15 protein-coding genes and 2 riboswitches are annotated in these 12,090 nt (G+C 60.6%); of the genes, 7 read left to right on the forward strand and 8 right to left on the reverse strand.

The annotated features are described in order from the left end of the window. Window positions 1-57: 57 nt before the first annotated feature. The 6 genes from BLR31_RS21990 to BLR31_RS05965 all read left to right on the forward strand — a co-directional run bounded on the left by BLR31_RS21990 (window position 58) and on the right by BLR31_RS05965 (window position 3,303). Window positions 58-591: an AtpZ/AtpI family protein gene (locus BLR31_RS21990; RefSeq protein WP_244504955.1), complete on the forward strand. Its 534-nt coding sequence runs from the start codon at window positions 58-60 to the stop codon at window positions 589-591. Window positions 592-615: 24 nt separating this feature from the next. Beyond that, window positions 616-1,389: a F0F1 ATP synthase subunit A gene (locus BLR31_RS05945; RefSeq protein WP_090593349.1), complete on the forward strand. Its 774-nt coding sequence runs from the start codon at window positions 616-618 to the stop codon at window positions 1,387-1,389. A 47-nt stretch (window positions 1,390-1,436) separates the two neighbouring features. Beyond that, a complete protein-coding gene (locus tag BLR31_RS05950; protein WP_090593351.1) occupies window positions 1,437-1,664 on the forward strand; it encodes a F0F1 ATP synthase subunit C in 228 nt (75 codons plus the stop codon). Between the two features lie 103 nt (window positions 1,665-1,767). After that, window positions 1,768-2,394 carry a F0F1 ATP synthase subunit B gene (locus tag BLR31_RS05955; protein ID WP_090593356.1) on the forward strand — a complete coding sequence of 209 codons (627 nt, stop codon included), beginning with the start codon at window positions 1,768-1,770 and terminating at the stop codon, window positions 2,392-2,394. Between the two features lie 6 nt (window positions 2,395-2,400). Further along, window positions 2,401-2,883, forward strand: a complete 483-nt coding sequence (locus tag BLR31_RS05960) for a F0F1 ATP synthase subunit B family protein (RefSeq protein ID WP_090593359.1) — start codon at window positions 2,401-2,403, stop codon at window positions 2,881-2,883. 69 nt (window positions 2,884-2,952) lie between these two features. Then, window positions 2,953-3,303 (forward strand): RidA family protein, encoded by a 351-nt coding sequence (locus tag BLR31_RS05965; RefSeq protein WP_090593726.1) that lies wholly within the window; start codon window positions 2,953-2,955, stop codon window positions 3,301-3,303. Window positions 3,304-3,361: 58 nt separating this feature from the next. Here the strand turns inward: BLR31_RS05965 and BLR31_RS05970 are convergent, their stop codons facing one another. From BLR31_RS05970 to BLR31_RS06005, 8 genes are all read right to left on the reverse strand, one after another. Beyond that, on the reverse strand, window positions 3,362-4,411 hold the full coding sequence (locus tag BLR31_RS05970) for a DUF2332 domain-containing protein (RefSeq protein ID WP_342027581.1): 1,050 nt from the start codon (window positions 4,409-4,411) through the stop codon (window positions 3,362-3,364). 106 nt (window positions 4,412-4,517) lie between these two features. Next, complete coding sequence (gene gcvPB, locus BLR31_RS05975; protein WP_090593362.1) at window positions 4,518-6,068, reverse strand: aminomethyl-transferring glycine dehydrogenase subunit GcvPB; 1,551 nt, start codon at window positions 6,066-6,068, stop codon at window positions 4,518-4,520. After that, window positions 6,065-7,405, reverse strand: coding sequence for an aminomethyl-transferring glycine dehydrogenase subunit GcvPA (gene gcvPA, locus BLR31_RS05980; RefSeq protein ID WP_090593365.1), 1,341 nt, complete (start codon window positions 7,403-7,405; stop codon window positions 6,065-6,067). Before gcvPA ends, gcvPB begins: the two co-directional genes overlap by 4 nt. 21 nt (window positions 7,406-7,426) lie before the next feature. After that, the gene (gene gcvH / locus BLR31_RS05985; protein WP_090593368.1) at window positions 7,427-7,792 is read right to left on the reverse strand and encodes a glycine cleavage system protein GcvH; all 366 of its coding nucleotides are present in this window, start codon (window positions 7,790-7,792) and stop codon (window positions 7,427-7,429) included. 18 nt (window positions 7,793-7,810) lie between these two features. Next, window positions 7,811-8,956 carry a glycine cleavage system aminomethyltransferase GcvT gene (gcvT, locus tag BLR31_RS05990; RefSeq protein WP_090593370.1) on the reverse strand — a complete coding sequence of 382 codons (1,146 nt, stop codon included), beginning with the start codon at window positions 8,954-8,956 and terminating at the stop codon, window positions 7,811-7,813. Window positions 8,957-9,015: 59 nt separating this feature from the next. Further along, window positions 9,016-9,130: riboswitch (glycine riboswitch) on the reverse strand. 94 nt (window positions 9,131-9,224) lie between these two features. Further along, a riboswitch (glycine riboswitch) is annotated at window positions 9,225-9,319 on the reverse strand. A gap of 35 nt (window positions 9,320-9,354) precedes the next feature. Then, the gene (locus BLR31_RS05995) at window positions 9,355-9,915 is read right to left on the reverse strand and encodes a hypothetical protein (RefSeq protein WP_090593372.1); all 561 of its coding nucleotides are present in this window, start codon (window positions 9,913-9,915) and stop codon (window positions 9,355-9,357) included. Between the two features lie 18 nt (window positions 9,916-9,933). Further along, entirely contained in the window at window positions 9,934-10,428 is a 495-nt protein-coding gene (locus BLR31_RS06000) for a peroxiredoxin family protein (protein WP_090593376.1), read from the reverse strand. Window positions 10,429-10,568: 140 nt separating this feature from the next. After that, window positions 10,569-11,363 (reverse strand): protein-disulfide reductase DsbD domain-containing protein, encoded by a 795-nt coding sequence (locus BLR31_RS06005; protein WP_176762536.1) that lies wholly within the window; start codon window positions 11,361-11,363, stop codon window positions 10,569-10,571. 127 nt (window positions 11,364-11,490) lie between these two features. On the opposite strand from BLR31_RS06005, the gene BLR31_RS06010 reads away from it, so the two are divergent. Further along, window positions 11,491-12,087, forward strand: coding sequence for a YqgE/AlgH family protein (locus tag BLR31_RS06010; RefSeq protein WP_244504956.1), 597 nt, complete (start codon window positions 11,491-11,493; stop codon window positions 12,085-12,087). Window positions 12,088-12,090: the final 3 nt, after the last annotated feature.

Here is a 12,090-nt window from a genome sequence, read left to right on the forward strand (position 1 = left end):
ACGCTAAGGGAGCGACAGAATCCCCGGCGCTGCCATCGTGGCACCACATTCAGCGCGTTGACCATATGCCGCACCCTTGTCAGGCTCTTGCTATCTATTTGTTTTTACTTTTCTTTTTGCCAACGGCATCAGCTTGACACTGGGGGGAGCCACAACTATGGTGCGCGCGACTTTGAAGGCACCCTCCTGCCGGGTGTCCGGCTGGGCTGGAGCGGTGGTTTTAACGTGACCAAATCCGACGACAAACCGGCTGAACCCAAGCGCTCAAGCTCCGAAACTTCGGAACTGGGCGCGCGGATACGAAAAGCACAGGAAGCGCGCGCGGCGGCAAACGGCAGCCAGAACGCTTCCAGGCAGGGCGACATGTCGACACTGGCGCGCGGATTGCGCATCGGGGCCGAGTTTGTCGCAGCTATCCTTGTCGGCTCGGGCATCGGCTACGTGATCGACTTGGCAGCTGGCACATCGCCTTGGGCTTTGCTCATCATGTTCATGCTGGGTTTTGCCGCTGGAATTTTGAATGTCACTCGTGTAGTGGCGGAGCTTAATGCTCAGAAGCCCGCATCTGACGATGCGGAAAAGTTGGACTGAAGGGCGAGATAGGGGCTTTAGACCTTGGCGAACGATCCGATTCACCAGTTTGTCATCTACGATATCTTCACCTTCGGCACGATCGGCGGTGACGGTACGGAAGGTAGCGGCATCACGCTCGCTTTCACCAATTCCGCGCTGTTTATGGTTCTGACGACACTGACCATTGCAGCCTATCTGATCCTGACGACGCGCCGCCGTGGCCTTGTGCCCAATCGCTGGCAGCTATCGTCGGAAATGGCTTATGAGTTCGTGGCCAATATGGTCCGAAGTAACGCGGGCACCGAGGGAATGAAGTTCTTCCCGCTGGTGTTCTCGCTGTTCATGTTCATCTTCATCGGGAACATGTACGGCATGATCCCGTACTTCTATACCTTTACCAGCCAGATCATCGTGACATTCGCCTTGGCGATGCTGGTTATGACGGTGGTCGTGGTGTACGGCTTCGTCAAGAACGGACCGAAATTCCTCAAGCTGTTCGTTCCCGCAGGCGTGCCCGGCTATATCGTTCCGATCGTGACGCCGATCGAAGTGATCTCGTTCCTCTCGCGTCCGATTTCGCTCTCGGTTCGTCTCTTCGGCAACATGCTTGCCGGTCACATCACACTTAAGGTGTTCACCGGGTTCGTCGTTTCACTCGCTTCGCTCGGCGCGGTGGGTGTTGTGGGCGCAATCCTGCCGCTCATCATGGGCGTGGCCATCACCGCTCTCGAATTCATGGTTTCGACAGTTCAGGCATACGTCTTTGCCGTACTGACTTCCATGTACCTCAACGATGCGATCCATCCGTCGCATTAAATTCCAAATAGACCCCAACAGTTCTAAGCCTTTGAAAGGATCACAAAATGGAAGCTGAAGCCGCAAAGTACATCGGTGCCGGTATCGCCTGTTTCGGTATGGCTGGCGCCGCCATTGGCGTGGCAAACATCTTCGGGAGCTTCCTGTCGGGTGCCCTGCGCAACCCGTCGGCCGCTCCCAGCCAGTCCGGTAACCTGATTTTCGGTTTTGCTGTGACCGAAGCTCTGGGCATCTTCTCGTTCCTGGTTGCCCTTCTGCTCCTGTTCGCGGTCTAATTTCCGCAACAGACATATGAAGGCGGCCGGAGTACGCTTCGGCTGCCTCGTCATGTGCCGGTCTCGTATCGGCCCACCAAACCATTCAATTGGCGGATAGCGCATGATTAGCCAGGTCCAGGCTCAGGAAGCACCGGCAGCAGAGGTCGTCGAACCTCTCGAATCCAATATCGTGTCGCTCGAGGAGTCTCCCGACGGCGAAACACACGAAACAATCGGTGTTGATGGCGAAGAACACGTCTCGGGTGTGTTTCCTCCATTCGATGCGACGACATATCCGTCCCAGCTCCTGTGGCTGGTGATCAGCTTTGCCGCGCTTTACTTCATTATGAAGAAGGTCGCGCTGCCGCGCATCGGCGTCATTCTCGAAGAACGTCGCGATCGCATTGAAGGCGATCTGGCAGAGGCCGAGCGCCTGCGTCAGAAGACCGATCAGGCCATTGCGTCCTACGAAGCAGCGTTGGCTGAAGCACGCTCGAACGCACATGCGATCGCCGAGCAGGCCCGCGGGGAAAACAAGACCAAGCTCGACGCCGAGCGGAGCAAGGTCGAAGCCAACCTGGTCAAGAAGGTGGCTGCTGCCGAAGAGCGGATCTCCGCAACCAAGGCTGAGGCCATGGGGCATGTCGACGAAATCGCCGCCGAAACCGCGCAAGCCGTCGTTGCACAGCTTATCGGCAAGGTCCCGGTCAAGGCGGCGCGCGACGCGGTCGCCAAGGTCAAGGAGTAAGGCGCTATGGAATTCGATGCCACTTTCTGGGCGTTCATCGCGCTTCTGCTGTTTTTCGCGATCATCATCTACTTCAAGGTCCCCGGCCTCATCGCTCGGATCATGGATGCGCGCATTGCCAAGATCGAGGCCGACCTCGACGAAGCGCGGCGCCTGCGCGAAGAGGCTCAGGCCCTGCTTGCCGAATATGAGCGCAAGCGCAAGGCAGCCGAAACGGAGGCCGAAGAGATCGTCGCTGCAGCACGTGACGAAGCCGAGCGCCTGACCGCCGAAGCCGAGAAGGCACTCGAGGATCTTGTCGCGCGTCGCACGAAGGCTGTCGAAGACAAGATCGCGCAGGCGGAAGCTCAGGCCCTCTCGGAGGTGCGTTCGCGCTCTGCAGACGTTGCGATCGAGGCGGCCCGCATTCTGCTTGCCGACCAAGCTCGCGAGCATGGCGGCGCGCTGGTCGATCAGTCGATCAAGGACGTTGCAAGCCGCCTCAACTAAGGCCCTGCAGCGATATTTTAATTGGCGGGCCCCACGGGGCCCGTTTCCGTATCAGGTAAGGAGATCATCATGACTATCGAACGTCTTCACGCAGGGTCGCGCATGAGCCAGGCCGTAAAGCATGGCAACACGCTCTATCTCGCGGGCCAGGTGGCCAAGGACGAATTTGGGTCCATCGAAGAGCAGACAGCACAGGTGCTGGAAAAGGTCGACGCCCTCCTGGCCGAAGCAGGCAGCACCAAGTCCAAGGTTCTGTCGGTTCAGGTTCTGTTGCCCAACATCGCCGACTTCGCTGCCATGAACTCGGTTTACGACAAGTGGATCGACCCGGCCAATCCCCCTGCCCGCGCCTGCTACGAAGCGCGTCTGGCTTCGCCGAACCTTCGGGTCGAAATCATCGCGGTTGCCGCGCTCGACTGAGGTTTCGCCTCAGCTAAGTTTTAAGGGCGGCCGTTGAGCCGCCCTTTTTTTTATTGTCTCAAGCCCAGTCGACCCAGCGGCCGTGGTAGTCGGTCAAGCCGGCGGTTTCCTTTTCGCCGCCCGGCCACAGCGTCTGTTTGAGGACGGCACCCGCGGGGTGGTCCTCGGCTTCCATATACATGCGGACCAGCGGCGTATCGGCCGTCGCGTTGGCACCAGCCAAGGCGAACGCGGCGTCTATGCGATCCTTGGTTGCGCGCGGCAGATACTGCCAGACGATGGTGTAGAAGAACACCCGCGCGACGCCCGGCTCAGGCGTTTCAGCGAGTTTGCTCTCCACCCAGTCTGCGGCATCGGCCTTTTCGACAGCATAGGGCATGGAGGCGGCCGCAGAGAGTGCGGCGGAGACGCGGCCGATGCGCTGGTGCTGGTCGGCCCAGATATAGGAAAGCTGGCGCTCCACTGCCTCGGGATTGTGCGGATCGAGCGGGTTGCGGTCGCAGCCCGAGCGCGAGGCGATTTCCAGCTCGGTTTCCAGTGGCGGAAGATTGCCGCGCCATTCGCTTTCGAGATGAACGAGGGCATCGGGGTCTCCCCACTCACGGTCTTCGCCGAGGATGTAGTGATAGCGGTCGAACGCGAGGTTCAGGCCGGCACTGGCACCGATCTCATAGAGCGCCAACGGCATTTTGAGACGTTCCGTGAGCCGTAGCGACATGCCCAGCAGGGCCGATGAGCGCATGACCTCATTTGTCTGCGGCGGGCTATCGAGAAAATCGTGGAGATAATCGTCGTGCTTGGCGATCGCCGCTTCGATCGCTGACCAGAGCTGGTCTGGCTTGGCTTCCAGCGGGGGATAGAGCGTTGCGAGTTCGCGGGCGCGACCGGACCGTACCAGCGAATGGAGCGCACCCGTTGCCCTCAGGGCCAAGGCATCGGCGCGAGCTGATTCGGGCCATGAGATGATTCGCGCTCCGAATCGCGACGAATCAGTCAGACGTTCGGCGAGAAGTTCGCAAAGCCGTGCTGTGAACGGTGAGCCCAAACTTCGGCAGGCCTCGGCTTGAAACCTGAAGGTTTCAAGCACGTGGGGGTTCATATTCGACATAGGCGCCCTCCGACTAGTGCGGGGCGAGTTTAGGGCGTTTGCCGTATGGATCAATGCATTTTGTGCTGAAGAAAAAAGGGCCCGCAACTTGCGGGCCCTATCCATCTCATTCGGCTGCCTTGGCCCTTTGGTCCTCTTGCGACCATTTCAGCTTGGGCTGGCGCGCGGCGCGCGTTTCATCGAGTCGGCGCAGCGGGGCGCGCATGGGCGCCTGGGTAAACCGCCCGACATTGCCGGCTTTGGCATCGTGGGCGAGATCACGCATTGTCTCGATGAAGACGTCCAGCGTCTGGAGCGACTCGCTTTCGGTGGGCTCGATCAACATGGCGCCATGGACGACCAGAGGGAAATACATGGTCATTGGATGGAAGCCTTCATCGATCATCGCCTTGGCGAAATCGAGGGTCGAGACATCGGTGCCCTTGAGGAAGCTGTCGTCGAACAAGACTTCGTGCATGACCGGCTGGCCATCGAATGGGGCCGAGAAGAGATCGTCGAGCCGGGCCTTTATGTAGTTGGCGTTGAGAACGGCGTCGCGTGCCGCCTGCGCCAACCCGTCGGCGCCGTGGCTGAGCATGTAGGTGAGCGCGCGGACATACATGCCCATCTGGCCGTGGAAGGCTGTGAGGCGGCCGAAGCTGCCATCCTCGGCATGTTCGACCAGCCCGATATTCTCGCCGTTCTTGCGGATGAAAGGCACGGGCGCATAGGGCGCGAGCGCTTCCGAGAGGACGACCGGGCCGGAACCCGGACCGCCGCCGCCATGGGGCGTCGAGAAGGTCTTGTGGAGGTTGATGTGCATGGCATCGATGCCGAGATCGCCCGGACGCACCACGCCCATGATGGCGTTGAAATTGGCGCCATCGCAGTAAAAATACGCTCCGGCGTCATGGACCGCCTTGGCGATCTCGATGATCTGCGATTCGAAGAGGCCGCAGGTGTTGGGATTGGTCAGCATGATGGCGGCGACGTCGTCGCTGAGCGCGGCAACGACTGCCTCGACATCGACGGTACCGTTTTCGTTGGCATCGATCGATTTCACCGAATAGCCGAGGAATGCGGCCGTCGCCGGATTGGTGCCGTGAGCGCTTTCGGGGACTAGGACAATCTTGCGATGCCCCTGCCCCTTGGCCTCATGCGCTGCCTTGATGGCCATCATGCCGCACAATTCGCCATGAGCTCCCGCTTTGGGCGAGAGCGCCACGGCTGCGGTGTTGGTCAATTCCATGAGCCAATGGCTCAACTGCTCCATGATGCCGAGGGCGCCCTGAACCGTAGAGACGGGCTGGAGCGGGTGAACGTCGGCGAAGCCCGGAAGGCGCGCCATTTTTTCGTTCAGTCGTGGGTTGTGCTTCATCGTGCACGAGCCGAGGGGATACATGCCCGAGTCGATCGAGTAGTTGCGGCGCGACAGACGCACATAGTGGCGCAAGGCTTCGGGTTCGGTTAGGCCCGGAAGGTCAAGCGGCGCTTTACGGCGCAGGCCGCCGAGGCGGCTGTCATCGACTTCGACATCCGGCAAATCGACGCCGGAATGATCGCGATCGCCGATTTCAAAAAGCAGCGGCTCTGCGGGAAGCAAAGCTGCCGGACCAGATGAAACGGTGCGCGATTCTGCCGCGGGCGCCGTGGGACGGCCTTGGCTGTTCATGCTCATGCCAGTTCTCCCTTTAGGCTGTCGACGAAAGCGGCGATGTCGGCGTCGGTCGTCAGTTCGGTGGCCGCCAGGACCAGGAGGTTTTCGACCTCGGGTTTGCCCGGCTCGAGACGCGATACCGGCAGGCCGGCAAGGATGCCTTTTTGAGCGAGGGCCTCAACGATTGGCGTGGCGGGCGAAGGCAGGCGAACCGTCATCTCGTTAAAGAAGCTGTTGTTGAGAACTTCAAGGCCTGCGCCCTCGAGCGCGTCTGCCAAGGCGACAGCGCGGGCGTGATTGAGCTTGGCCAGTCGGGTCAGTCCTTTTTCGCCCAGGAGCGAGAGATGGATGGTGAAGGCCAGCGCACAAAGGCCGGAATTGGTGCAGATGTTCGACGTCGCCTTTTCGCGGCGGATATGCTGTTCACGAGTCGAGAGCGTGAGCACGAAGCCGCGCTGGCCGTCCGCATCGACGGTTTCGCCGCAGAGACGACCGGGCATCTGGCGTACGAATTTGTCGCGGCAGGCGAGCAGCCCGACATAGGGGCCACCAAAAGTCAGTGGGTTGCCGATCGACTGGCCCTCGGCGACGACGATATCTGCGCCGAGCGCGCCAGGCGCTTCGAGCAGGCCGAGCGAGACGATTTCGGTGACGACGACGATCAGCAACGCGCCCTTGGCGTGCGCCGCCTCGGCCAGTGCGGAGACGTTGCGAAGATGGCCGTAAAAATCTGGCGTCTGGATGACGATGGCAGCGGTCTGGTCATCGATATGATCGACGATATCGCCCTGCCCTTCGGGCGATGGCGAAAGACATTCGAGCCCTTCTTCTCCGGAGAGATAGGTCACGACCGTGTCGCGATATTGCGGGTGCAGGCCGCCCGAAAGGAACACCTTGTTTCGTTTCGTAATGCGCCGCGCCATCAACACAGCTTCCGCCGTCGCGGTCGAGCCGTCATACATCGAGGCGTTGGCGACATCCATGCCGGTGAGGTTCGCCACCTGGGTCTGGAACTCAAAGAGCATCTGGAGCGTGCCCTGAGAGATTTCCGGCTGGTACGGCGTGTAGGCTGTGAGCCATTCGGAGCGCTGGATCAGGTGGTCGACAGTGGCCGGGACGTGATGGCGATAAGCGCCCGCACCAACGAAAAACGGGCCATCGCCAGCAGCATGATTCTTGCCGGCCAAAGCGCGCATGTGCGCTTCAACGGCGAATTCGGGCTGGTGATCTGGCAGGTCCGGACTGAACGTGCCGAGCACCGATTTTGGAACGGTCGAAAACAGCTCGTCGATCGAAGCGGCGCCGATGGTCGCAAGCATGTGCTCGCGGTCGGCGGCTGAATGGGGCAGATAGCGCATCGCGGCTCCCGGGTCTGGAATTTAAGCTGTGTGGTCGGCGTAGGCGGCGTCGTCCATGAGGCCTTCGAGTTCGGCTTCGTCGGCGATTTCGATCTTGAAAATCCAGCCGCCGGCTGCGGGATCGGTGTTGATCAGGCCGGGTTCGTCCGAAAGCGCGTCATTGACCTCGGTCACGGTGCCGGAGACGGGAGCGTAGATTTCTGATGCGGCCTTGACCGACTCCACGACCGCGGCTTCATCGCCCTTCTTGAAGGTGGCGCCGACTGCAGGCAGCTCGACAAAGACGATATCGCCAAGCTGCTCCTGGGCGTAGCTTGAGATACCCACTGTGCCGATCTTGCCTTCGGCGCGGATATATTCGTGGTCGGTGGTGTAACGAGTGGTCATTGTGAGGTACCCTTCTGGTCAGGCCGGTTTGCGGTAATAGCGCTGCTGGACAAATGGCATTTTGGCGATGGTGCCGGCGATGGGTTTGCCGCGCACCATGGCGGTTACGGCTTCACCTTCGCTCGCGATGTCAGCGGGCACGTAGCCCATGGCGATCGAGGCCTGCGCAGTTGGCGCGAAGGTGCCCGAGGTGATACGCCCTATGACATTGCCGTTGGCATCGACCAGTTCGGCGCCTTCGCGCACGGGCTGGCGGCCCTCAAAGCGAATGCCGACGCGCTTGTCGTCGGGGCCTTTGGCAATGCGGGACAGAACGGTATCGGCTCCCGCAAATCCGCCCTCGGTGCGACGGCGCTTGCCGATCGCAAAAATCAGTCCGGCGGTTACGGGATCGATGGCATCGTTCATGTCATGGCCGTAGAGGCACAATCCGGCTTCGAGGCGCAGGCTGTCACGGGCGCCGAGGCCGGCGGGCTCGACGCGGTCGTCTGCGGCCAGAAGGTCGAAGATTTTGGGGGCATCGGTGTTGGCGACGGAAAGCTCGAACCCGTCCTCGCCGGTGTAGCCGGAGCGAGAGACGTTGACCGCGACACCGGCGATGGTCGCAGGACCGGCCTGCATGAACCCCAATTTGCCAATGATGTCTGTGTGCCGACTCAGCACTTCGGCCGCTTGCGGGCCTTGAAGCGCGATAAGAGCGAGATCGTCGCGGAGGTCGTAGGTGATATCGGCTGCGCCATGGGTGCGCATTAAGTCCAGGTCGTGATGCTTTCGCGCGGCGTTAACGACCATGTACATCACGCCGTCAGGCTCCTGGCCCTCGGCGGGACGTGTGATGATGAGGTCGTCCTCGATGCCACCATCAGCATTGAGCAGAACTGTGTAGCGCATATCGCCCGGCGCAAGCGATGCCAGATCGGCGGGTGTCAGCGCCTCGAGCGCTGCGATCGTTGTTGCATGATCGGGTCCGGTGACGACGACCTGGCCCATATGGGATACATCGAAAAGGCTGGCCGCATCACGCGTGTGCGCATGTTCGGCAACGATGCCTTTGTATTGGACGGGCAGCGCATAGCCGCCGAATTCGACGATGCGGCCGCCATGGGCGACGTGACGATCATAGAGCGCGGTCTTTAAAAGGTCGGTCTGGGGGCCATCGGCCATAGGGACTTCTCCGGTTTACCTCAAGCGACACCCGACGATGCAGATGTGCATCGTAGCGCGGTGCCCCCTCTGTCGGTCAACCTGAGAGATTTCCCGGGCAGCTTGCTTGCCACAAGTGCCCGGCTACGCCCGTCGGTGGGGAACAGTGCGTTCCCGCTTTCCAGAGTTCTGGCCGTCGCTCACCCTGCTATCGCAGATTGAACACGGCCACTTTTGCCTTTCGCGTTGCCGAACCAGAAAAATGGAAACCACGTCTCCTGGCAACACTCAGAGCTCAGCGGTCCCTTTTGCCTGAGAGTTTCCGGGGCGGTTGCTCCTTCGGCGTCACGGCTCGATGGCCGGGATCTCTCCCGCTGACGGTCGCGACCATGGACAATATGGCCGCGTGCGTCAATCAGCTAGTTATCGAAACCCACCCAAATGGTGATCTGCTCGCCGCCAACATAGGGGATCGAGACATTTTCAACAGTGTGGCTGAATTCGTTGGCGCTGGACGGGTTCGTCGTGACCGCGACGTCATAGCGCTCGGAATATATCGCCAAGCCGTCTCGCTGGACGGCGAAGCGAATGGGCATGTTCACATTGCCCTGCGCGCCCGAGGGCCCAACAATGACGCGGCCGACCGCGCCCATGCTGATGGTGATCAGGCCGTTAGAGGCCACGCAGTTGCGCGACACGCGGTCTATCAGCCCCTGATAGCGCAAGGCGCTGGGATCCGACGTGCGGTTGCCGGTATAGGAGCGGTAGAATTCCGCGCCAGGGCGAATGCGGATAGGCGGACATTGGGTGGCGATGGCGGGCATGGCGCCGCTGGCCGCCTGGGCGACCTGGGTCTGACTGGCGTTGAGATTGGCATAGCTCGCGTCATCACTGCCGCCGAACATCGAGCCCATCGAACACCCGGCGAGCATGGCGGCGATCGCCACGGCTCCGGTCAGCTTGAACGCCTGTGCCAGCATCTTTTTCTTCCTCAGCCCTTAGCGTGACGACAAGGCTTCGAGCATAGCGGGCGCGCCTGAGCTGGTCACCTCCCCCGGGGCGCCTTCAACGTTGACGACTTCGACGACGCCATCGCGGATCAGGAGAGAGGCGCGGTTGAACCGAAGTCCAAGGCCGCCTCCGGAAAGGTCGCGCACGAGCCCGAGTTCACGCGCCAGCTTGCCCAAGCCATCTGCGAGAAATTCGATTGTCGTGCCCGCTCCGGTGGCTTCGGCCCAGGCTTTTACAACATGATGGTCGTTGACTGTGCCGCAGACGATCTTGTCGACCCCGGCGGCCTTGAGCTGATCAGCGGCAGCCAAATATCCAGGAAGGTGATTGAGATGGCAGGTCGGCGTAAACGCACCGGGGACAGTGAAAAAGACGACCGTGCCGCTTCCCAGGATTTCAGCGCTCGTCGCGTCGGTGACGCCTTGGTCGGTTACGTGCTTTACGGGCACCGAAGGAATGGTCTGGCCGGGCTCAATCGTCATGTGTCCTCGCAAAGGCAATAGGTCGGGGCGGAATACCCGCGACTCGTGACGGGTCGCTGGCTCACCATAGTGCTTGTCTTAAGGGAAATCGGTCGCGCCGTCGAGCAAGCACGCACACGAGGACGGCTCATACGCTGCCGTCAGTGCTCGGTCGTCACGGGCCTCAGCGTCTCGAAGCTGCCTTCCTGCGTATCGAAGGAAAAGCGCATCGTTCCCTCGGAAAACATCTCAGGTTTCACGCGCCCGAGGACCGGGAAGACTATGGCGCCACCATCGGACGAGAGACGCGGGGCGTCGAAAACCATCGTCGTGCCAACGAGTTCGGCGATCATCGTATCGACATCGAATTCGCTCGCATGCCGCGCCAATAACACCGCATTTCTGTTGGCATCGAAAAGGGCGGCACCGAAAATATCCTCGGAGTCGTCGGGCAGCGGGACGTCTGCCAGCGCCTGGCGGATGCGTAATTGATTGGGCGCATCCGCGGCGTCCAGGCTGGGGGCCAGTTCAAGCCGAGCCATTGCCGGTACGCAGATGTCGGAACAGATCCCGACCATGATGTCGAGGTCGATATGCGGACGATCAGCGCCTAGGGAAACTTCCAACGGAATCAGGGTCGGGCCGTAATAGCTGTGATCGAGGTAGCCATCATAGATTTCCCGTTTGGGATATGGCCATGCCACGTCGATGGAACCGATGCCGGTCGACGCTGTTGCATCAAGTTCGAGGGGAATTCCGGATTCGCCGGGCACGCGCCAATAGGTTTTGGTATCCTCGGGCATGTTGAACTCAAGGCCCATCCATACCGTGCCGTCTTCGGTGACAACGTCGGAGGAGACGAGACGGAGATCGACGCCGGGGGTCAGTTCGACCCAAGCCGATTCCGAGCCCAGGGCGGGTGAGCAAGCGAAGACGATGATAAGAGAAAGTACCAATGGGGTGCGCATGGCGATCAGCAATAGCCGACCACCCCGTCCCGTAAAAGGCAAAGATGATCATCGCTTCGTGATCGACCGGCATTTGAATATCTTCTGAAAATCTCTACCTTTGAAGGAGCGGCGAATGGAAAGCGAGAAGACTATGGAATCGCTCAAAGGACAGTTTCTCGTCGCCACGCCCGACATGGCAGACGAGCGTTTCGCCGAAACCGTGATTTACCTCGTGGCGCATGGTGAGGATGGCGCTATGGGTTTGGTCGTCAACCAACCCATGCCGGACATGCACGTTTCCGATATCGTCGAAGAGATCGATTTGGGTGACACCTCAGAGGTGATCCGAATTCCGGACCGACTTTTGGCACAGGACGTCTTTCGCGGCGGCCCTGTCGATTCAAGCCGCGGGTTCGTCTTGCATAGCGCGGATTATTTTCGCGATGGCAATTCGTTTGCGGTGGACACCGGCATCTACCTCACGGCAACGCTCGACGTGCTGCGCGCCATGGTCGAGGGGTCGGGCCCGGAAAAGAGCCTTCTAGCGCTCGGCTATTGCGGCTGGAATTCGGGACAGCTCGAAGAAGAGCTGCGCCAAAACGGCTGGCTGACCGTCGAACGCACGGACGATTTGCTGTTTTCTCTTCCCGCCGGCAAGAAGTACGATGCAGCGCTGGCAAGCCTCGGCATTACCCGCGCGACGCTAAGCCCCACGTCTGGGTCGGCTTAGAAA

It is taken from the genome of Pelagibacterium luteolum (assembly GCF_900100665.1).
GTDB lineage: Bacteria > Pseudomonadota > Alphaproteobacteria > Rhizobiales > Devosiaceae > Pelagibacterium > Pelagibacterium luteolum.

Excerpts from the sequence above, each read along its gene's own strand:
- BLR31_RS05965 (WP_090593726.1), top strand. The coding sequence starts at position 2,953 with ATGACTATCGAACGTCTTCACGCAGGGTCGCGCATGAGCCAGGCCGTA.
- gcvT (WP_090593370.1), bottom strand. The coding sequence starts at position 8,956 with ATGGCCGATGGCCCCCAGACCGACCTTTTAAAGACCGCGCTCTATGAT.
- BLR31_RS06010 (WP_244504956.1), top strand. The coding sequence starts at position 11,491 with ATGGAAAGCGAGAAGACTATGGAATCGCTCAAAGGACAGTTTCTCGTC.
- BLR31_RS05955 (WP_090593356.1), top strand. The coding sequence starts at position 1,768 with ATGATTAGCCAGGTCCAGGCTCAGGAAGCACCGGCAGCAGAGGTCGTC.
- BLR31_RS05960 (WP_090593359.1), top strand. The coding sequence starts at position 2,401 with ATGGAATTCGATGCCACTTTCTGGGCGTTCATCGCGCTTCTGCTGTTT.
- BLR31_RS05970 (WP_342027581.1), bottom strand. The coding sequence starts at position 4,411 with ATGTCGAATATGAACCCCCACGTGCTTGAAACCTTCAGGTTTCAAGCC.
- BLR31_RS05950 (WP_090593351.1), top strand. The coding sequence starts at position 1,437 with ATGGAAGCTGAAGCCGCAAAGTACATCGGTGCCGGTATCGCCTGTTTC.
- BLR31_RS06000 (WP_090593376.1), bottom strand. The coding sequence starts at position 10,428 with ATGACGATTGAGCCCGGCCAGACCATTCCTTCGGTGCCCGTAAAGCAC.
- BLR31_RS05995 (WP_090593372.1), bottom strand. The coding sequence starts at position 9,915 with ATGCTGGCACAGGCGTTCAAGCTGACCGGAGCCGTGGCGATCGCCGCC.
- gcvPA (WP_090593365.1), bottom strand. The coding sequence starts at position 7,405 with ATGCGCTATCTGCCCCATTCAGCCGCCGACCGCGAGCACATGCTTGCG.
- gcvPB (WP_090593362.1), bottom strand. The coding sequence starts at position 6,068 with ATGAGCATGAACAGCCAAGGCCGTCCCACGGCGCCCGCGGCAGAATCG.
- gcvH (WP_090593368.1), bottom strand. The coding sequence starts at position 7,792 with ATGACCACTCGTTACACCACCGACCACGAATATATCCGCGCCGAAGGC.